Annotated in this window: 18 protein-coding genes, 4 tRNA genes and 1 pseudogene; 18 read left to right on the plus strand and 5 right to left on the minus strand. The window is 35.8% G+C overall.

Going from position 1 to position 21,250, the window contains the following annotated elements; translation table 11 throughout:
• Window positions 1-82: 82 nt before the first annotated feature.
• Together cls and G7059_RS04245 are read left to right on the plus strand one after the other, a co-directional pair.
• Window positions 83-1,612: a cardiolipin synthase gene (gene cls, locus G7059_RS04240; protein WP_166080852.1), complete on the plus strand. Its 1,530-nt coding sequence runs from the start codon at window positions 83-85 to the stop codon at window positions 1,610-1,612.
• Between the two features lie 10 nt (window positions 1,613-1,622).
• The gene (locus tag G7059_RS04245; RefSeq protein ID WP_166080853.1) at window positions 1,623-2,483 is read left to right on the plus strand and encodes a patatin family protein; all 861 of its coding nucleotides are present in this window, start codon (window positions 1,623-1,625) and stop codon (window positions 2,481-2,483) included.
• On the opposite strand, the gene G7059_RS04250 is transcribed toward G7059_RS04245, so the two are convergent.
• Window positions 2,465-3,121 carry an RluA family pseudouridine synthase gene (locus tag G7059_RS04250; RefSeq protein WP_166080854.1) on the minus strand — a complete coding sequence of 219 codons (657 nt, stop codon included), beginning with the start codon at window positions 3,119-3,121 and terminating at the stop codon, window positions 2,465-2,467. The genes G7059_RS04245 and G7059_RS04250 overlap by 19 nt on opposite strands.
• Window positions 3,105-3,965, minus strand: coding sequence for a class I SAM-dependent methyltransferase (locus G7059_RS04255; RefSeq protein ID WP_166080855.1), 861 nt, complete (start codon window positions 3,963-3,965; stop codon window positions 3,105-3,107). The genes G7059_RS04250 and G7059_RS04255 overlap by 17 nt, the downstream gene beginning before the upstream one ends.
• Before the next feature lie 136 nt (window positions 3,966-4,101).
• Between G7059_RS04255 and G7059_RS04260 the strand changes: the two genes are divergently transcribed.
• From G7059_RS04260 to G7059_RS04295, 8 genes are read left to right on the plus strand one after another with little or no spacing between them, the layout of a single operon-like run.
• Complete coding sequence (locus G7059_RS04260; protein WP_166080856.1) at window positions 4,102-6,240, plus strand: ATP-dependent helicase; 2,139 nt, start codon at window positions 4,102-4,104, stop codon at window positions 6,238-6,240.
• Complete coding sequence (gene ligA, locus G7059_RS04265; protein WP_166080857.1) at window positions 6,237-8,219, plus strand: NAD-dependent DNA ligase LigA; 1,983 nt, start codon at window positions 6,237-6,239, stop codon at window positions 8,217-8,219. Before G7059_RS04260 ends, ligA begins: the two co-directional genes overlap by 4 nt.
• Entirely contained in the window at window positions 8,216-9,343 is a 1,128-nt protein-coding gene (locus G7059_RS04270) for a CamS family sex pheromone protein (RefSeq protein WP_166080858.1), read from the plus strand. Before ligA ends, G7059_RS04270 begins: the two co-directional genes overlap by 4 nt.
• A gap of 8 nt (window positions 9,344-9,351) precedes the next feature.
• On the plus strand, window positions 9,352-9,648 hold the full coding sequence (gene gatC / locus G7059_RS04275; protein ID WP_166080859.1) for an Asp-tRNA(Asn)/Glu-tRNA(Gln) amidotransferase subunit GatC: 297 nt from the start codon (window positions 9,352-9,354) through the stop codon (window positions 9,646-9,648).
• Window positions 9,648-10,985 carry an amidase family protein gene (locus G7059_RS04280; RefSeq protein WP_166080860.1) on the plus strand — a complete coding sequence of 446 codons (1,338 nt, stop codon included), beginning with the start codon at window positions 9,648-9,650 and terminating at the stop codon, window positions 10,983-10,985. The genes gatC and G7059_RS04280 overlap by 1 nt, the downstream gene beginning before the upstream one ends.
• Window positions 10,985-12,403 carry an Asp-tRNA(Asn)/Glu-tRNA(Gln) amidotransferase subunit GatB gene (gene gatB / locus G7059_RS04285; protein WP_166082062.1) on the plus strand — a complete coding sequence of 473 codons (1,419 nt, stop codon included), beginning with the start codon at window positions 10,985-10,987 and terminating at the stop codon, window positions 12,401-12,403. The genes G7059_RS04280 and gatB overlap by 1 nt, the downstream gene beginning before the upstream one ends.
• A gap of 40 nt (window positions 12,404-12,443) precedes the next feature.
• Window positions 12,444-13,109, plus strand: a complete 666-nt coding sequence (locus G7059_RS04290; protein WP_166080861.1) for a hypothetical protein — start codon at window positions 12,444-12,446, stop codon at window positions 13,107-13,109.
• Between the two features lie 52 nt (window positions 13,110-13,161).
• Window positions 13,162-14,328 carry an O-antigen ligase gene (locus G7059_RS04295; RefSeq protein ID WP_166080862.1) on the plus strand — a complete coding sequence of 389 codons (1,167 nt, stop codon included), beginning with the start codon at window positions 13,162-13,164 and terminating at the stop codon, window positions 14,326-14,328.
• 79 nt (window positions 14,329-14,407) lie between these two features.
• On the opposite strand, the gene G7059_RS04300 is transcribed toward G7059_RS04295, so the two are convergent.
• The gene (locus tag G7059_RS04300; RefSeq protein ID WP_166080864.1) at window positions 14,408-14,986 is read right to left on the minus strand and encodes a histidine phosphatase family protein; all 579 of its coding nucleotides are present in this window, start codon (window positions 14,984-14,986) and stop codon (window positions 14,408-14,410) included.
• A 12-nt stretch (window positions 14,987-14,998) separates the two neighbouring features.
• Window positions 14,999-15,850 carry an aldo/keto reductase gene (locus G7059_RS04305; protein ID WP_166080865.1) on the minus strand — a complete coding sequence of 284 codons (852 nt, stop codon included), beginning with the start codon at window positions 15,848-15,850 and terminating at the stop codon, window positions 14,999-15,001.
• Window positions 15,851-15,939: 89 nt separating this feature from the next.
• Between G7059_RS04305 and G7059_RS04310 the strand changes: the two genes are divergently transcribed.
• From G7059_RS04310 to G7059_RS04330, 5 genes are all read left to right on the plus strand, one after another.
• Window positions 15,940-16,335, plus strand: coding sequence for a MerR family transcriptional regulator (locus G7059_RS04310; RefSeq protein WP_166080866.1), 396 nt, complete (start codon window positions 15,940-15,942; stop codon window positions 16,333-16,335).
• 154 nt (window positions 16,336-16,489) lie between these two features.
• Window positions 16,490-16,565: transfer RNA gene (locus G7059_RS04315), tRNA-Asn, on the plus strand.
• A 7-nt stretch (window positions 16,566-16,572) separates the two neighbouring features.
• Window positions 16,573-16,648: transfer RNA gene (locus tag G7059_RS04320), tRNA-Glu, on the plus strand.
• A gap of 75 nt (window positions 16,649-16,723) precedes the next feature.
• Entirely contained in the window at window positions 16,724-17,395 is a 672-nt protein-coding gene (locus G7059_RS04325; RefSeq protein WP_166080867.1) for an alpha/beta fold hydrolase, read from the plus strand.
• A 79-nt stretch (window positions 17,396-17,474) separates the two neighbouring features.
• Window positions 17,475-17,550: transfer RNA gene (locus tag G7059_RS04330), tRNA-Asn, on the plus strand.
• 84 nt (window positions 17,551-17,634) lie between these two features.
• On the opposite strand, the gene G7059_RS04335 is transcribed toward G7059_RS04330, so the two are convergent.
• On the minus strand, window positions 17,635-17,979 hold the full coding sequence (locus G7059_RS04335; RefSeq protein ID WP_166080868.1) for a DUF6054 family protein: 345 nt from the start codon (window positions 17,977-17,979) through the stop codon (window positions 17,635-17,637).
• A gap of 135 nt (window positions 17,980-18,114) precedes the next feature.
• Between G7059_RS04335 and G7059_RS04340 the strand changes: the two genes are divergently transcribed.
• The 3 genes and pseudogenes from G7059_RS04340 (at window position 18,115) to G7059_RS10510 (ending at window position 21,231) form a co-directional block, all read left to right on the plus strand.
• Window positions 18,115-18,190: transfer RNA gene (locus G7059_RS04340), tRNA-Glu, on the plus strand.
• Window positions 18,191-18,392: 202 nt separating this feature from the next.
• The gene (gene pepF, locus G7059_RS04345; protein ID WP_166080869.1) at window positions 18,393-20,192 is read left to right on the plus strand and encodes an oligoendopeptidase F; all 1,800 of its coding nucleotides are present in this window, start codon (window positions 18,393-18,395) and stop codon (window positions 20,190-20,192) included.
• A gap of 193 nt (window positions 20,193-20,385) precedes the next feature.
• A pseudogene (locus tag G7059_RS10510) lies at window positions 20,386-21,231 on the plus strand (formylglycine-generating enzyme family protein).
• The last annotated feature ends 19 nt before the right edge of the window (window positions 21,232-21,250 follow it).

Below are 21,250 nucleotides of genomic sequence, written 5' to 3' on the forward strand. Positions count from 1 at the left end.
CTTGGTAAAGTATTATAATATTGGAGTGCTTGCAAAGATGTCGTCATATCAAGTATAATTTTTCAAAGGGATGGTGAGTTACATGAAAACACTACTTCGAGTTTTAACGAATAAAATAGTGGTAGTCGGTATTATTGTGTTATTACAACTTATTTTCATGGTAACTGTACTATGGAACTTAAGTTTAAACTATCAATTTATCTATGCATTCTTTACTGTCATATCTATTTTAGTCGTAATTTATGTCTTAAATCGTAACGATAATTCAGTATATCGCTTAGCGTGGACAATTGTGATTCTAGCAGTTCCACCAATAGGAGCGATTATTTATTTGCTTTTTGGTGGAAAAAAGGTACCTAAGAAACTACGCGAACGAATTACCGATGCGTATGCCAACGATGCTTTTGTACCAACAGATTCAGAACATATTATTCAAACGATTGACGAAACGAAGCCGCAATGGACACGTCTTGTAAAATACGTTATTGATGCATCGCATTTTCCAATCTATGAGAATACACGTTCCGTCTATATTCCTTCAGGTGAAGAAAAATTCGAGTTAATGAAAGAAGCTCTAAGAGAAGCAAAATCTTTTATTTTCCTAGAATATTTTATTATCAAAGAAGGTAAGATTTGGACAGAGATTCGCGATATCTTAGCTCAAAAAGTTAAGGAAGGTGTGGATGTTCGACTTCTTTATGATGATTGGGGTTGTGCCCTATTTAGAGAGCTTCAAGATGAGTGTGATGCTATAGGAATACAAGCAATAGCATTTAATCCAATGATAGCTCGTTTAGCAGTTCAAATGAACAACCGTAATCACCGTAAAATTTGTGTTGTTGATGGCCGTTATGGTTTTGTAGGTGGTATGAATCTAGCTGATGAGTATGCGAATATCAATAGTAAATTTGGTCACTGGAAAGATACTGCCGTCATGATTGAAGGGGAAGCTGTGCACTCATTAACCTTAATGTTTATGCAGTTCTGGCGATACTATACTGATCGCATTGAAGATCCTTCGGATTATAAATATCATTTTGATTTTGAACCGCACCAATATAGCGGATATGTCTTACCGTTCTCAGATGCACCAACTGATTCTTTTGATTTAGGTTTGGATGTTCATATGTATTTGATTACCAATGCTCGACGTTATATTTACATTCAGACACCGTATTTAATTATTGGTGATGAATTAATTGGAGCTCTTAAGATGGCTGCACGTTCGGGTGTTGATGTGCGTATCATCGTCCCACATGTACCCGATAAGAAAATAGTAAATCAAGTTACCAAATCAAATTATCTTGAGCTCTTAGAAAATGGAGTGCGCATCTTTGAATATGAACCAGGATTTGTTCATTCAAAGACTGTGATTGTTGATGATGAAATCGCAATGGTAGGAACAACCAATATGGACTTTAGAAGTTACTTCTTACACTATGAGTGTAGTCTTCTGTTCTTCCAAGAGTCTGTGATTGAAGCATGTTATAAAGACTCAATTGAAACAATTGAGAACAAGAGTATTGAAATTACTTTAGAGGATGCACGTGCTGTTCCTTTTGTAATTCAAGTATTTAGGTCGATTGCTCGTGTATTTAGTGGGCTGATGTAAGGAGATTGTTATGGAAAAAATAGGTTTAGTATTAGAGGGTGGAGGAATGCGTGGTGCATACTCTGCTGGAGTACTCTACTGGCTTTTAGAAAATGAAATGTACTTTGATTATGTTGTGGGGATTTCATCTGGTGCACTTTATGCCGGGATGTATGTTCTTGACAAAAAAGATGCGTTAAAAGGTGCGGCAATTGATGTTGCAGCAGATAGTCGTAATGTTGGTCTTAAACCTATCCTGCATGAGCGTACTGTTGTAGGTTATGAATTCTTATATAAAGAAGTTACCGAGAATCTTGACTATCCACTAGAATTAATTGATCAAATTCCTGGTGAGATTGAAATCGGTGTTTACGATATTGAAGGTGAAGAAACTGTTTGGAAAAACAAGCATGATATTGCTCGTTGTCCTAAATACATTCAAGCTGCTTGTACGCTTCCAGTTGCTGGTCGTCGTGTTCACTTAGAAGGTAAAGATTATATGGATGGTGGTATTACAACCATGATTCCTGTAAGTAGAAGTATTGAGTATGGTTGTACAAAACATATGATTATTACAACTAAATCAAAAGATTACGTAAGAAAACCGCAAGGGTTCTTCATGCGGTTATTGTTAAATACAGTATATCGTAAGTATCCAAAGTTGATTCAAGACTTTGAAAATCGAGTTAATGTTTATTATGATGAGCGAAAACAAATTGATGAACTTGTTGCTGCAGGTGATGCAGTTTATATGTACCCATCTAAAGAACTTGGAGTAAGTCGTTACAGTGGTACTAAAGAACAGTTCACTGAGTTATTTGAAATTGCCCAAGCAGATTGTGAAGCACGTCGTGATGAGATTGAAAAGCTCTATCACAGTGTAAAAGGATAAGAAGATGGTAGATGACTTGTAAAGGTCATCTTTTCTTTTGTAGTAGGGTGATAAAAGCTAAGTTCTGTTGCCCATAAAGCAATTTGTTGACCACTTTGCGAGTTCTTATTGTAACGAGCATCACCCCATAAGGCGTGCTTGCGGGAAGCAAACTGCACACGAATTTGGTGGGAACGTCCAGTCTTCAAAGAAATTGTTACTTTAGAGAGATCTTTCTTTGGGAAATACTGGGAGCTTAATACGCTAAGTTCTGCATGTTTTCCTTCAGGATCATTTTTCCCTGTTACATAACTTGTGTTTGTTTTCTTGTTCTTTTTAAGAGTATCAATGTAAGTTCCTGTTTCTACTTGCCCTTCAACGACAGCAGTATAGATTTTATCGAGTTTACGAGTACGGACTTGGTCACTTAATCTGCTTGCTGCTTTCGAAGTTTTCGCAAAGACCATAACACCACCTACAGGACGATCTAAACGATGTACAAGTCCTAGAAAGACATTACCCGGCTTTTTATATTCTTCTTTAATGTAATCCTTAATCATTGTGAGAAGATCTAGGTCACCACTTGAATCTTCTTGAGTTGGAACATTCACTGGTTTCTCAACCACAATAATATGATTATCTTCATAATAAATTTTCATCAAATGACCACCTTGTAGTTTGACCGCATCGTAAGATTTTATCTTGGTAAGTTATTGGAAGTCCAATAGCTTGGGTATCAATATTTCGTGGGAAGTTAAACTCCTTAAGTACTTTACTAAAAGTTGTGTTAACACTTTGTGCACTTAGATTGGTAGAGTAAGTGTTAAGTACTAAAAAGATTGCATCCTTATCAAGAATCTCTAAAGCAAGTCTTAAAAGAGGTTCCAGTTGCTTAACAATATCCCAACGTTGACCTTTAGGACCTCTACCAAAGCTTGGCGGATCCATTATGATTCCATGGTACGTTCGTCCACGTCTTTTCTCTCGTGCTAAAAACTTCATGACATCTTCTGTAATCGTACGTATTGTTTTGTCCTTAAGTTGATTTAAACCTACATTCTCTTGAGTCCACTCATTAAGAGATTTCAAAGCATCAATATGAACGACTTCTGCTACTTTTTTCTCTTTAGCACAAGCAATAGTTGCACCACCAGTATAACCAAACAAATTAAGAATTCGTAAATTGTCATGGGGACTCTTTTGAATAACAGAACGCATCCAATCCCAGTTTACAGCTTGTTCTGGGAATAGACCAGTATGTTTAAAAGCAGTACCTCGAATCAAGAACTTTAAATCCTTGTAAGCTATCTGCGTATTTAAGTCTTTGGTATGGATGTTCCACGCTTTATCAAAGCTAGCATCAATGTCGATATGCTTTGTACTTAAGTTCCATGTTGCTGTAGGTTCTGGACGTTTAACAATGGTTGAAGCATAACGCTCAACCTTCATCTCATTCCCTGCATCAAGGACTTCAAAATCTTTCCAATCATTTGTGATTCTCATGTTTTACCCCGGTTCTATTCAATGCTTTGAACTCTTTGCGACTCTATTATAACGAATGCGTAAGAACTGCGCAATTTTATCTTAATTCTCACATATTAGAGTGGCTTGTCTATGGTATAATAATTTAGGTGATATTATGGATTTTATGCAAGGTTTAAATAAAGAACAGAAAGCAGCAGTGCTTACGGATAAACAATATGTGCGAGTCATTGCTGGGGCAGGTAGTGGAAAGACTCGTGTTTTAACAACACGAATTATTCACTTAATTAAAGACCTTGGTTATTATCCTTCGTCTATCTGCGCGATTACTTTTACGAATAAAGCAGCAAATGAAATGAAGGAACGTATGGAGCGAATGTTGCCAGAGGCAATTCGTGTTCATACTTCAACAATCCATGCTTTATGTGTTCGTATTATTCGAGAAGAATATGAGGCAGTTGGATTAATAAGAAACTTTACGATTATTGATACTGCAGATCAACAATCTGTTTTAAGAGAGGCGTATCGTACTTTAGAGTATGATCGCAAATCCTTGCCGTATCGTGAAGTATTAAATTACATATCAAATAATAAAATTGCGAGTGTAAGTGTTGAACAAGCTCGTAAGCTTGCAGGTTCAAACTACTATGAACAACAGAAAGCATCCGTTTATAAATTCTATGTGGATCGTTTGCGTGACTTGTACGCTCTCGACTTTGATGATTTATTAATTAAAGTTAATGATTTACTAAGAACTCATGAAGTCGTCCGTCAAAAATGGCAACGACGTTTTCGTGTTGTCTTGGTTGATGAGTTCCAAGACGTTGACCACATTCAATATGGCATCGTGACATCCTTGGTAGGGGAAGATAATGAGTTGTATGTCGTTGGAGACCCTGACCAAACAATCTATACATGGCGTGGTGCGAATGTTGATTTTATTGTAGATTTCGAGAAGAAGTTTCCAGAAAGTGAAACAATCGTCTTAAATCAAAACTATCGTTCAACACAACATATCCTCGATCGTGCTAACCGCTTAATCTCATGCAATCAAAACAGACCCCATAAAGACCTTCATGCCAATAAGCAAAGTGATTTTGATGTTGTCTATGAAAGCTTTGATGATGTTGAAGCGGAGTCGTATTGGATTGTACGTAAGATTGAAGAACTTAAAGAAGAAACAGGATCGTATTTAAATACAGCGGTACTGTACCGTTCCAATTACTTATCCCGTTCAATTGAAAAAGTGTTAATGGCACGTCATATTCCATATGTGATTTATGGTGGCTTACGTTTCTACGATCATGCTGAAGTTAAAGATATGATGAGTTATTTGCGAATGATTACGCATGGTGATGATTTAGCACTTCGTCGAAGTGTTGCTTCGCCACGTCGTGGTATTGGTGAAAAGACATTAGATAACTTTGCGGACCGCGCTGCCCTTAAGGGAGCAAGCATTTTTGAAATAATGGAAGATGATGTTGCTCTTGGAACAGCAAGTCCTAAGGTAAAAGCCTATGTTAATTTAATTCATCGTTTCCGTAGTGTTGCTTCTACAAGTACCCTTGAAGAGATCATGAATGATGTCTTGAAGCATAGTAGTTTGGTACAACATTTTGAAAAACAAGAAGAATTTGAACGTATTGAAAACCTAAAAGAATTAGTAAGTGATGCGCATCACTTTGAACAAAATTACGATGAACCAGATCTTGAATCGTACATTCAAATGGTAAGCCTTTATGGCGATAAAAATGAAGTGGTTGAAGGGGACTATGTTCGCTTAATGACAGTTCATGCTGCTAAAGGATTGGAATTTGAAAATGTAATTATCATGGGAGTGAGTGACAATGTTTTCCCTAATAAGAATGCTGTCATTGATGGAATTGGTGGAATTCAGGAAGAACGTCGCTTAATGTATGTAGCGATTACTCGTGCTAAGAACAGATTGTATGTAACCAACAATACTGGCTTTAGCTTTGTATCCGGTATGTATAGTAAGCCATCACGATTTATACAAGAGATGGGCGTAAATGAAGTTAAAGAAAATCAAGGGCTTAACTTATCCAGTCTTGCCAAAGAAACCTTCTCACAATTTGAGACAAGCCATGGTGTTGGTGTTAAGGCTAAGAAACTAAAGAAAGCAGACCTTGTAATCCATGATGATTTTGGGGAAGGCATTGTGATTAGTGTCGATGAGGATGCTGACACAATGAGAATTGCGTTCAACTTCCCACATGGTACAAAAACAATTTCCCGAAAATTTACAGGACTACGAAAGAAAGAGAGCATGTCATGATTAAAGAAAAAATTGAAGCATTACGAAAAGAAATAGAAAAACATAACTATGCTTATCATGTTCTTGATGCTCCTGTGATTTCAGATATAGAATACGACGCTATTTTTAATGAGCTCGTCCAATTAGAACATGAGAATCCGGAGTATGCTGATGCAAACTCACCAACACAAAAAGTTGGTGGTAAATTAGCAGATGGATTCCAAAAGATTACCCACCGTTATCCAATGTATTCACTTGGTAATGCCTTCTCAGAGGAAGATCTCTATGATTTTGATAAGAGAATCCGATCTTCCTATCCAGATATTCACTATACTGTTGAATTGAAAATTGATGGTTTAGCAATGTCCATGGATTATGAAGCGGGACGTTTTGCCGTTGGTGTTACTCGAGGTGATGGTACCGTTGGAGAAGATGTGAGTGAGAATCTTAAAGTCATTGATTCAATTCCACTTCGTCTTAATCAAGAAGACAGTGTCGTTGTTCGTGGTGAAGTGTTTATGCCACAAGCATCCTTACTTAAAGTGAATGCTCGTCGACAAGAAAACGGTGAAGCACTCTTTGCGAACTGCCGTAATGCTGCAGCAGGAACAATGAGACAGTTAGATTCTAAAGTAGTCCGCACACGTGGATTGGATGGCTTCTGGTATACCGTTGTGAATGCTCGTGAACTTGGTCTAAGAAAACAATCAGAAGCACTCGCTTACTTAAAGAAAATAGGATTAAAAACAAACCCTGAATTCCGTACTGTTACAACGATGGCAGAAGTTATTCAGCGAATTGAAGAAATTGAAGCAATGCGTGAGTTACTTCCTTATGATATTGATGGAGTTGTTATTAAGGTTGATGAATTTGATGTGCAAGATGCATTAGGATTTACAGTAAGAACGCCACGATTTGCGATTGCTTATAAATTTAAAGCGGAAGAAGTTGAGAGTGTCGTTGAAGATATCTTTGTAACGGTAGGTCGTACAGGGAAGATCACTCCCAACGCTAAACTTACACCAGTCTTAATATCAGGAAGTACAGTAAGTTATGCGACACTGCACAACCGTGACTATATTGAAATGAAAGACATTCGTGTTGGCGATAGTGTTTCCGTTAGAAAAGCAGGAGAAATTATTCCTGAGATTGTTCGTGTTAATCTTGAAAAAAGAGATGGAAGTCAAACCGTTTACGAATTCCCAACTCAGTGTCCAGTGTGTCATGAGACACTGGAACGTGTAGATGATGAAGCAGATACTTACTGTATTAATGCTGATTGCCCTGCAAAGGTAGCAGAAGCTTTAGTACACTTTGCTTCTCGAGAAGCAATGAATATTGATACACTTGGAGAAAGACGTGTCTATCAATTACACGATGCGAAATTATTAACGACAATTACGGATATTTATACTTTACATGAACATGTTGATGTACTAGAAACTCTTGAAAAAATGGGAGAGAAAAGTGTTACAAAACTATTAAAAGCAATTGAAGATAGTAAAGAGAACTCTCTTGAAAAATGGTTGTTTGGCTTAGGTATTCGTCATGTTGGATCCAAGACCTCAACAGTTCTAGCCTCTTACTTTGGTAATGTTCAAGAACTCATGGATACTAATGAAGACGTCTTAACTCAAATTCCAGAAATTGGATCTGTGATTGCGAAGTCAGTTGTGAACTTCTTTAGTATTGAAGAGAACCGTCAACTTGTAAATCGATTAGTAGAACTTGGGCTCAACCCAAACTATAAGAATATATCGGTATCAAGTAAGTTTGCGGACATGAAGTTTGTATTAACTGGGACACTTCAGACAATGGGGCGAAGTGATGCGAAAAAGCTCATTGAGTCACTGGGTGGAAGTGTTATCGGAAGTGTTAGTTCCAAGACAGATGTTGTTGTTTATGGCGAGAGTGCTGGATCTAAACTTACAAAAGCACAAGAATTAAATATTAAAACATGGACTGAAGAAGAATTCTTGAAGGAGGTAGGTGACCAATGAAAAAATTCTTAATCTTATTAGTAGTGGCACTTAGCTTAACAGGGTGTTTCAAAAGCACCGAAAATAATGATGAAGAAGAAATAAATAAAGTGGTGGGTGGTAAGAAAGGGGATTACTCAATCATTACCCCATTCACTACCTCTGCAATTCGTCAAACATATGTTCACGGTTACCGTGAGATAGATACTTTAGAAATTGGTAAAAGACTGCAAGAAAAATCAAAAGAATATTTCTCACCAAGTTCATACTTTATTAGTGAAGGATCAATTATTAATGAAGACCATTACAAGCAACTTGTAAATGCTAAGAGTGAGAACTATAAATATGGTCTGAATGCGGAACGTGGCACAGAATTTAATGAAACAGTAAAATCTGGTAACACCACGAAAACAGTTACTATTAAGAACCCGAGATTTGTTCATTCTCTCTATGAAGTAAATTTCTATAAAGATAAGAATCGTGAAAAAATCGATGGAATGAGTGTTACTGTCGTATTAGATAGAAAGCAATTTGTGGATCGTGATGTTAATGATGAGATTATTTCAGTAAGTGATGAATCACTCTTTAAAATTGCGAACGATATGATATCAGTACAACTTAATGCGTATTTAAGAAGTATTGAAGAAGTGAAGAACATACCTGTTATGATTGCATTCTATGTAACAGACAGTGTAGATGATAATATTGCTGGAAACTACTTACCAGGATATTATATTGGACATGGTTATTATGAATCGGGTCGTGAAACATCAAGCCTTGTTCGAGATACCGAAAGACACTATCTTTTAAACACAACACTTGCTTCAAAAGATATCCCACAAGCTCACGGAAACTTCTCAGTATTTAATCGAAAAATCATGGATTTTATTGAAGATGAGACCGTCGGAGTTATCGGAACAGCATTTACAATCAACAAAGAAGTACAAAATTACAAGATCCAAGTAACGACAGCTTCAAAAACAGAGCTTGAATTATACGGGATTACACAGTATATTATGTCTCAGATACAAACACTTGATAACAATCGTGTTCCAATCGTTGTAGATATCAAAGTATACGAAGATACTAAAGCGATGATTAGCGTAAATAACAATGGTGATGTATCTGTAACATATTCTTACTAGGAGGCAAAATGGAAAAAATTGAAATTGAACTCGTAAAAAAACTATCAAAAGATCTGATGCTCGAACTGAATGATCAAGAAGTCCGAGAAGTTATTGAAGAAGGACATTTACTAATGAAAAGTGTTGCAGAATTACAGGCGATTGATTGTCAAGGAATTGAACCAATGTCCTATCCGTTTGAGGAAGAGACTCAATGGCTTCGTGATGATGTAGAAAATCATCGTATTGATCGTGAACAAGCATTTATTAATGCACCGCGTCACGATGATGAGTATTTTGAAATTGTAAAGGTGGTACAAAAATAATGAGTTCGTCTAAATTAAAAGAAATTAACGAGTCTTTGAATGCTGTTGTATCGTTTGTAGATTTAAAAACAACTTCAGAAGGAATTCTTGATGGTTGGGATATCGCATTAAAAGATAACTTCAATCTTGTAGGGACACTAACTACAGCCAGTTCAAAGATTTTAGAAAATCACCAATCAATCTATACTGCAACAGCTGCACAAAAACTTTTAGATGCTGGTGCTCATATTGTTGCGAAAGCATCTATGGATGAGCTTGGAATGGGTGGTACAAATCTTAGTGCTGCAACAGGTCCAGTTTCAAATCCTTATGATCTAAGTTGCGTTTCTGGAGGTTCTTCAGGAGGTAGTGCTGCACTTGTTGCAAGTGGCGCAGTACGTGCTGCTACAGGGACTGACACAGGCGATAGTATCCGTAAACCTGCTTCATACTGTGGTGTGGTTGGTTTAAAACCAACATACGGTCGTATATCAAGATACGGGGTCATTCCTTATGCATCATCATTAGACCATGTTGGAATGTTTACTCGTAATGTAGAAGATGCTGCTGTCTTATTGGAAGTTATGGCAGGTCGAGATGATCTTGATATGACAAGTTCATTTAAAGATGTTCCTGAGTATTCAAAACTCTTAACAACAGATTTAAATGGAAAAAAAGTTGGGGTCTTTAAATCAATCCATGATTATATTGATGATTCACGTTTTACTGATGCATTCAATGGATTCACAAAACAACTCGAAGACAAAGGTGCTGAAGTAGTACTCTTGGAAATGGATGAGAAGTTACTAAACGCACTTCTTCCAATCTACAATATTATTTCAAATTCTGAAGCAGTCGCAAATCATGCAAACCTTGATGGTGTTCGTTATGGTGTATCTCATGACGGTGATTCATTAGAATCAATCATGACCCAAACTCGTACAGAAGGATTTAACTCCCAAGTGAAGAAACGCTTTATTTATGGTGCATTTGCATTAGATGATGAAAACCAAGAACTCATCTTTAATCAAGCAAAACGTGTTCGTCGTTTGATTGTTGATACATACAAGAAATTCTTTGATGATGTAGATGTTGTGATGTCTTTAGCAACATCACAAATTGCACCAAAAATTGAAGGACCATTTATGGATCAAACATCCAAAAAATATGCAATTGTTGAAAATCACATGGTAATTAATAACTTCTCGGGATTCCCAAGTATTACAATTCCTCTCACAACAATTGATGAAATGCCAATTGGAATAAACATTAGTGCTCCTGCATTTGAAGAAGCAGCACTTCTTGCATTCGCAAATGAGTGTGAAGCATTAATTGGCTGGAAAGGAATTAACTTATGATAAACTACGAAGCAGTTATTGGGATTGAAATCCACTGTGAACTTAAAACAGAAACAAAAATGTTTTCAGGAGCTCCTTTAGGATACGGTCAACCTGCAAACACTGCAATTAATGAAATTGATATTAGTATGCCAGGAACTCTACCACAAGTTAACAAGACTGCAGTTGAGTACGGTGTTAAATTGTCACAAGCTCTAGGATGCGACATCGATACATTAATGCGCTTTGATCGTAAGAACTATTTCTATTCTGATTTACCCAAAGGTTACCAAATAACTCAACAATTCTATCCTTTAGGATCCCATGGTTCTTTTGAATTCTTCGTAGGTGAAGAACTAAAGAGTGTTCGTATTAACCGTCTTCATATGGAAGAAGATACCGCAAAACAATTCCACGAAGGTGATATTACTCGTATCGACTTTAACCGTGCAGGTACACCACTTTTGGAAATTGTTACAGAAGCAGATTTCAGAACCGGTGAAGAAGCAGCTGCTTATGTAGATGCACTACGTCTACTTGTAATTTACTTAGGTATTTCTGATGGTCGAATGGATGAAGGGTCACTACGTTGTGATGTAAACATCTCAATACGTCCAGAAGGACAAGAAGCATTCGGTACAAAAGTAGAAGTTAAGAACTTAAACTCAATCAGTAATATTCAAAAAGCAATTGAGTTTGAGAAAGAACGTCATATCGAAGTCGTAACTTCAGGTGGAGCAATCGTTACTGAAACACGCCGTTTCGATGAGAAAACACAAGAAACAGTATCAATGCGTACCAAAGAATCAGCTGTGGACTATCGATATTTTGTGGAACCAAACATTCCACCAATCCGTATTCCAGAAAGTTTACTTCAACCACTTACGCAAGAACTACCTGTCGCAAAAGTACAACGATATCATGAAGAATATGATTTGAGTTATTATGATGCAAATGTCTTAGTTAAGAACATTGAGCTATCTGAATATTTCGAGAAGCTAGTTGCTTCTTCAAAACATTACAAATTAATTGTAAACTGGTTAACTCAAGATATTATGGCAGTACTTGATAAAAAAGAAGATAAATCAATGGAAGAATGGATTAAACCTGAATTCTTTATTGATTTTATCGATGCTATTGAATCCAATACAATTTCTTCGAAACAAGCTAAACAGGTGTTTGCGAAGTTAATTGAAGGTGAGTCTCCTAAAAAAGTAATTAAAGACTCAGGAATGGTTCAAATCAGCGATGAAGCAACTCTTATGGCATGGATTAATGGTGTCTTAGATGCTAATCCACAAATCATTGATGACTATCGTAACGGGCTTGATAAGTCGATTAAATTCGTTGTTGGTCAAGTTATGAAACTATCAAAAGGACAAGCTAATCCACGTCTTACAAATGAATTTGTGATTCGTGAGCTTGATAACAGAAAATAAATACATTACAATTTAGTAGAATCATAAAGGAGGATCTCCAATGTCATTAAAACAAGATCCAAACCAAAAAACAGTAAATCAAAAAGTTAAGAAAAAGAAGAAATCTATTAACAGAACGAAAGATTGGTCATTCTATGCCATCATCATTTCGTTAATTATTCTTGCTATTCCAACTACCTATATTGGGTATCATATTATCAGTGCTAAATTAGCTACGGGTTCAGTACTAACTGGAAGTCGCTTTGAGGGCGATTTAGACCCAGCGATTACCAAAGAAAATATTGAGACCATGAAGTCCAGTATCCAAGGGATAGAAGGTGTTGAATCTGTTTCTATTAACCTTGAGACTGCAACACTGCGAGTTAATATTAAAGTTTCTGAATCGTTTGCGAAAGATAGCTATCCAACACTTGCAGATTCTGCATATGAACGTGTCACTGAAGTTACACCTATTGATACTTACTTTACTTCAAATGATTTACATAAAATGTATGATTTAGAAGTAGGGGTATATAACTATTTAAAACCTACTGAAGAACAAAAGGAATCTTTTGAATACTATATGAAATCAAAAACTTCATCTTCAGAAGAAACCTTCTCTTCATTCTTATCGGATACTAAATCACCAGAATTTATCCAAGAATTGGTTGAGAAACAAACAGCACCATCGGAATCTGAAAAAGAAAAAGAATCAACCGATGCTTAGCCGTTAATCCGAGTGGCAGCTTATGGTTGCCACTTTTAACTAGGAAAAGACTATGAACGATACTTTAACAATTTTAGGACGCATAAAATATAATTTTCAAGAGAATGTATTGTTTCTCTTGATTTTGATGCTGTTTTTGCCTAATTACTTAATGTATCCCATGATGATTGTGATGGGGGTCTTCATACTCTATGAGTTAATCCGATATCGCGACATCAATGTCATAACTATTTCTGTATTTATTCTCTATACAAGCCTAGTTGCGGCGAGTGTAAAGAACTGGTTGGGATTAGGGGTATCTTTAGCCATTATCTATGTAATTGCTTATGTAGCGGCTATAAAACGCCGTACATCGCCTCGTAATTATATGAAGATGCAATATTATATCGTGTGGTCATCATTACTTAATTTCTTATTTAACTTTATTCACTATGAACCTAAGTGGTTTAGTCAGGTAATGAATCAAGTAATGGCTTTATTTAATGTCTCACATTTACCAGCATGGAAACTACCAGAATATGGTGTAGGTTACTTTAGGGCTTACTCTACTTTTGACAACCCTAACTTTTATGCTTTTATCTTAATGATCGTTATCCTAGTCTGTTTTAACCAAATTCAATTTCAACTAACATTTAAGAATTATCGCCTACTCTCCTTTTACCTAGGTGCGTTTGTTATTAATGGCTATGCGCTATTCTTAACAGGGACACGTTCTATTTGGGCAGGGGTAGTAATTGGATTGTTCCTCATTCTTTTTGTTCAAAGAAAGTGGACCCAGTTGAAATTATCAATTTTCCTTGGGGCCATTGCTGGTATTTTTGTTTTAAATCATCCAGCCTTATTCCCGCGCTTTATGCAGATTGCAGACCATACATCAATTCGTACAAGTATGTGGGATATTGCCTTACAAGCTGTAAAACTAGAACCTTGGTTTGGTAAAGGTCTCATGACGTATGCTTTCTTATTTGATAACACTCATGCGCATAACCTTTATATTGAAATCTTATTAAGTTTGGGAATCGTAGGGGCTCTGATTATTGTAGGATTCATGAGTCAATTATTATGGACTATTTATAAACACGCTCACTATCTTGATTATCCTTTAGCCTTATCACTTCTTGTAGCTTTTTTGATTTATGGAATTTTTGATTTTCCACTCTATTATCCACAAACTATTTTATTGTTTAGTGCGATATTCTGTTTGCCAAAGCGAGATTAGTGGTATCTATCTCGCTAAAATATCAAGTAATATAAAATATATAAAAAGGTAGAATATCAACATTCTACCTTTTTATATATTATTCAATAGTACTGAAATCATGGTTAATTATTTCTTGGAGTACAAAGTTATTGTTAGAAAATGAATATTTCAAAATTGAACAATTTTGTATTCGACCGTTTCTTTTTACTTCGCTGTTGTTTTCCCAAACTCTATAGAATTGTGCAATTGCAGCACCATGAGAAACTATCAATATATTGTCGCCTTTTGAGGTGTTCATTATCTTAAGTATTGCTTCGCTAATTCTCGTGCGAAAATCAAATTCATCTTCTCCCCCAAATTGAACAAAAAAATCACGATAGGGTAATGGAGGGTTTAAATGTTCGCCTTCCGCTTCTAAACTCCCAAAATTCCACTCTCTTAGATTTTTTTCTCTCGTATATGGAATATCAGTTATCAATTCTAAAGTGTCTACTGCTCGTTCAGAAGTTGAACAATATGCTTCATTAAATGTGATGTTCAGACTTGAAATATTATCTTTAGCTATTAGTGCTTGTTTTTTCCCAAGTTCTGTAAGAGGGGAGTCACAAAAACCCTGAATCTTTTTCTGTTGATTAAATAATGTTTGTCCATGTCTAATTAAGTATAGTGTTTTCATTAATTATTTCCCTTACACATTTCTAACGAGTGAAACTAGGCGTTCAACTGCTTCCGGTGTCTGATGATTGAAAAATGAACTTGTCTCTGTATCTAGAGATTGAATCAGTTCCATGTCGCTGTCAGAAAGTTCAAAGTCAAAGATATTAATGTTTTCTTTCATTCTTTCTTTGTTAATTGTTTTTGATAATGGCACAATGTTTCTTTGGTGTAACCATCTTAGTATTACTTGTGCAACAGTCTTATCATATTTGCTGCCGATCTTTTTCAATACTTGGTTATTGAATATATCATGTTGTCCTTCTGCAAAAGGGGCCCATGCTTGAACTTGTACGTTATACTTATTGTTAAAAGGAACTGCTGCTATCTGTTGATGAAATGGATTTACTTCAATTTGATTCACTGAGGGAATAATTTCTTGGTTTAAACTCAAATCTACGAGTCTATCAGGATAAAAGTTGCTAACGCCAATTGCTTTGATTAATCCTTCTTTTTGACAATCTGACATGGCTCTATAAGTTCCGTAGTAGTCACCAATAGGCTGATGAATTAATACAAGATCAAGATAATCTAAACTCATTAGTTCTAAAGATTTTAGGATTGATTCTTTAGCTTTTTCATACCCTGAATTACTAATCCACACTTTTGTTGTAATAAAAAGGTCTTCTCTTGGTATCCCTGATTTAGCAATTGCGTCACCTACTGCTTTTTCGTTTCCATAGGATTGTGCAGTATCAATGAGTCGATACCCAACGCCTAGTGCATCGATCACAGCATTTACACATTGGTCATAGTCAGTAATCTGAAATACACCAAATCCAACTGAAGGCATTTCTATACCGTTATTTAACACAATATTTTTCATTCTTCCTCCTTGATGATTAGTTACTAAGCATCTATAATACAACTATACAGTACGGGAGTTACTATCGGTCAAGAGAAAGCAGGTAAATAATGAGTGAGATATATACAATGAAACAAGTTTGTGGAATTACTGGACTAACTTATGATACTTTGAAATATTATTGTATTGAAGGACTGGTTCCAAATCATAAAAGAAATCAAAGTAATCATCGAGTGTTTGATGACAAAGATGTAAACTGGATAAAAGGTTTGATTTGTTTAAGGAATTGTGGGATGAGTATAAAGTCAATGAAAGACTATATGAATTTATGTATGGGTGGAATTGAAACAATAGACAATCGGAAGAAAATGTTAGAAGAAACTGAAACTCAACTGAATAAAGAATTACAAAGAATAATAGAAGCCAAAAAATATATTGAAAACAAATTTTCGTACTATCAATCTATTGTAGATGGAGAAATAGAATATTCGAGTAACCTTGATTAATACTAAAAAACCCACTGAAAGTAAGGTCTTGAGGTAACTTCTGCTTTGATATTAGAAGTGGAAGTTACTGTTTCAATTAATACCCTACAATAAATGTTAAAAAGTACTTGCTTAAGCGTTTGTTGTATGGTATATTTTATAAGCACTTGGCCATGCTTGTTTAGCTCAGTAGGTAGAGCAACTGGCTGTTAACCAGTGGGTCGTAGGTTCGAGTCCTACAACAAGCGCCATTAATTTGGCCCGTTGGAGAAACGGTTAACTCACATGCCTTTCACGCATGCATTCACGGGTTCGAATCCCGTACGGGTCACCAATGTGTAAATCAACTCTTACTTTATGTAAGAGTTTTTTATTGTTTTGTGTTAGGATAAATCTAGAGGTGATTTCAATGGAAATACAAGTTAATGGCGTAACACTCTATTATGAAGTTCTAGGTAATGGACCGAAACCATTTATTTTTCTTCACGGAAATGGCGAAGACCATAACACATTTACAGGTATTGAAAAGTATTTAGGTGATAGCTATACGCTTTATTTAGTTGATAGCCGTGGTCATGGTCAAAGTAGCAATCTTGAAAAGATTACCTATGGTGATATTGCTGAGGATCTAATATCCTTTATTAAGTCTTTAAATCTCAAGAAACCACATGTCTTTGGTTATTCAGATGGAGGTAATGTAGCTTTGATTGCAGCGATTGCTCAAACTGATCTTTTAGCTGACATAATGATTGCGGGAGCTAATGCTACACCAGAAGGCCTAGGAACAGCTTTGAGAGCTATGAAAGAAGAATATAAGTACAAACCTAATAAATATCTTAAGATGATGCTAGACGAGCCTAATTTGAGCTCTGATGATTTATCTAGAATTAATAATAAAGTCTATGTTGTTCGAGGAGAACATGATGTCATTACGAGAGACCATACACAGTGGATTGCTCAATCCATCCCTAATTCAGAATACATAGAAGTAGAAAATCAGGATCATGGATCGTACGTATCGGATTCTTTAATGCTATCAACAATCATAAAAAAATATATGACTGAAGATACTAGAGAATAAGCACAATAATTTATGGAAAATGCGCTTTTCATATTGCCAATACTTTGGTTATATGATATATTTTATAGGCGTTCAAAATGCTTGTTTAGCTCAGTAGGTAGAGCAACTGGCTGTTAACCAGTGGGTCGTAGGTTCGAGTCCTACAACAAGCGCCATAAAGATATTTAACTCTTACTATCCAGTAAGAGTTTTTATTTACGCCAAGAAAAAAGCATCTAAATTTACTTAGATGCTTATTATTACCAAGTCTTTGTAAGACTTTCTAGAGTAGATTTAAATTTATAGAGAAGATTGTTTTCTCCGACAGTATTTATCTTGAAGAATACTGCCTCACTACCACCAGCAGTAATTGCTGCAACTTCTATGTCTTCACCGTTTCCAACGATTGTGACAGTTAAGGATAATCGGTTCTTTCCAAAATAACTATAACGTTCATAAACACGTGTAGACACATTGACTGTACCATCATGATAATTATAGCTATCTTCAAAACTCATTGAAATACTCATTGAACGAATGCTATTATCTAAAACATTGAGGAATGATTGATAATCACCTGTAGTTTTGTATATATATTTTGCCATGATTGTCCTCCTTATAAGTACATTATACCCATTATAGAGTGTTTTAAACAAACTTTTCTTAAAAAAGTTAATTTATATGTATTTTCTCTTTACACGATGAATATATATTGCTATAATACAAAGGCATTAATAAATGGCCCGTTGGAGAAACGGTTAACTCACATGCCTTTCACGCATGCATTCACGGGTTCGAATCCCGTACGGGTCACCATATCGAAATCAAAACTCTTACATTTAGTAAGAGTTTTTTTATATCAAATTATTTTACTTAGTATCATATAACCGATAATACATAATTGGATATTTTTAGCGAGCTGTCATGATAACTTCATAAAACTTTTCAAAAATTATTGAGTGAATATGATAGAATAGTTTAAATGGGTTTTACCCTAATGAAAGTAAGAGGATATGCAATGTCAAATAAATATGAATTACCACAACGTTCAGAAGTAGCAATACAAGATACTTGGGATTTGACACCAATCTTCGCAAGTGATGAAGCTTGGTATCAAGAGTTTGAAAAACTTAGTAAAGATCTTGGTGATGTAAGTGGGTTTATCGGAAAACTTACAGATTCTGCAGATGCATTACTATCAGGTTTAAAATATCGTGATGATATGAGCTATCGCCTTGAAATGCTATATGTTTATGCACATCTAATGTTTGATGTCGATACAACTGACAGTAAGTATCAAGCAATGAATGCAAAGATTCAGTCACTTGTTGCTGATTTTGGTGCAAGTTTTGCATTTTATAGCACTGAATTATTAGCAGGCGATGAGAAACAAATTCGAGGATTTCTTGAGTCAAATGAAGCATTAGGATTATATACTCATGAATTTGATCGACTCTTTAAATCACGTGCTCACATTTTAAGTGATAAAGAAGAAAAACTCTTAGCATCAGCAGGAGAAATCTTTAGCATTCCTTCAACAACTTTCGGTATGATCAACAATGCCGATATTAAGTTCCCAACAATCAAAGATGAAAATGGCGTTGATGTTCAGTTATCGCATGGTATTTATTCATTAATGATGGAAAATCCTAATCGTGATTTACGTGAACGCGCATTTAAAGCAATGCAAAACACTTATGGTGACCTAAAAAACACCTTAGCAAGTACATTGTCCGGAAATGTGAAGATTCATAACTACAGTGCTAGAATCCGTCACTATGAGTCGGCACGTCATCAAGCTTTATTTGGAAATGATATTGATGAAGCCGTTCACCAAAACTTAATCGATGGAATTCACAAGAATATTCATTTACTTCATGATTATGTAGCATTACGTCAAGATGCACTTGGTTTAGAAGACATTCAAATGTATGACCTGTATACTCCAATGGTTGATGATGTAGACTTAAGCTTTACTTATGAAGAAGCAAAAGCAATCATTCTCGAAGCATTAAGCGTTATGGGTGAAGAATACTCAGCAGTCCTAAAACGTGCGTTTAACGAACGTTGGATTGACGTTAAAGAGAATAAAGGTAAACGTTCAGGTGCTTATTCCTCAGGTGTTTATGGTACAGCTCCATACATCCTTATGAACTGGCGTGATACAATTGATAACATGTTCACCTTAGCTCATGAGTTAGGACACTCTGTTCACTCATACTTTACTCGTAAGTATCAACCTTATATTTATGGAGATTATTCAATCTTTGTAGCAGAAGTTGCTTCAACTACAAACGAGAACCTATTACTTAACTACTTGTTAGATCAGTATGAAGATCCAAAAATTCGTGCATACTTACTTAACCATTATCTTGATACAGTTAAAGGAACTGTATTCCGTCAAACTCAATTTGCAGAGTTTGAACATAATATCCATGTTGCTGATCAAGAAGGTACAGCATTAACTGCAGACTACCTCATTGATTCATACTATGCTCTAAATCAATACTACTATGGCGAGAAAGTATCAACAAAAGAAATAGGATACGAATGGGCACGTATTCCACACTTCTACTACAACTATTATGTTTACCAATATGCAACTGGATTCAGTGCAGCAACACTCTTCTCGGAGACAATCTATAACGGTGGAGATGCAACTCCTTATCTTGAATTCTTGAAATCAGGAAGTAAAGATTACCCAATTAATGTCTTGAAAAAAGCAGGTGTAGATATGCATGATACCCTCGCAATTGATACTACATTGAATAAGTTTGATGAATGCCTAAAAGAATTACGTACATTAATTGTTAAATAGTTAAATGACTCAGGAAGTACAAAGCTTCCTGAGTTTTTTTTATTACATACCATGCATTGAATACTCTTTGATTGTACAATAAGAAAAAGAGGGTGTAGGTATGAAGTGTTGTTCAATTAACAGAGATAATGTAATGAATTCTAATGAAAATGTTGCGAACATATTGAGAGAATTTTCAAAAACTGATGTATTAATGGTTCAGATTCCGCAAGGAAGCTACAGTATTGGTGACAACTCTGATATCGGTTTTGATACGGACCATGAGTTTCTTCAACAAGACGTCCATCTCGATTCATTCAAGATTGATATTACAAGTGTTACAAATTTACAATTTAGAAAATTTGTAGAAGAGACTGGATACATTACAGATGCTGAGCTTGTTGGTTCATCGTTTGTCTTTAAGTCATTATTGGAAAATGAAAAGTATCGAGACGTCCCAGGTTTAGACTGGTGGAAAGATGTTGAAGGAGCTAACTGGAAATATCCTTTTGGAGATAAACGCTCATATGAGCAACTTCTTAATCATCCAGTGGTTCATGTAAGTGCTCGTGATGCTCTTTCCTGCTGTAAATGGGCAGGAAAACGGCTGCCTCATGAAATCGAATGAGAAGCTGCGGCAAGAGGCGGGAAGTCTGGTTCATTGTATCCATGGGGTAATGAGCTTGAGCTTGATGGTATTCATCGATGCAATGTCTTGCATGGGGACTTTCCAAGTGAGAATACACTGGAAGATGGATACCATGAAACTGCTCCTGTCGATGCTTTTTATACCAATGATTACGGGATTCAAAAGATGATTGGGAATGTATGGGAATTATGTTCCAATAAAGCCCGAATTGATAGAGAAGAGATACAAGTAGAATCGATTGATGAGCAGATTGAAATTTATCAACAAGGGTCTATTGATTACTACGCGGCTAAGGGTGGATCATTTCTTTGCCATGAATCGTATTGTAATCGATACCGATTAAAAGCCAGAAACGGGGTAGACCGTCTTACTTCTGCAAGTAATATCGGTTTCCGTTGTGTACAAGAGTAAAAGAAAAGTTTGGCAATTG

The organism is Erysipelothrix sp. HDW6A (assembly GCF_011400295.1).
In the GTDB taxonomy this organism is placed as follows: Bacteria; Bacillota_I; Bacilli_A; order Erysipelotrichales; family Erysipelotrichaceae; genus Erysipelothrix.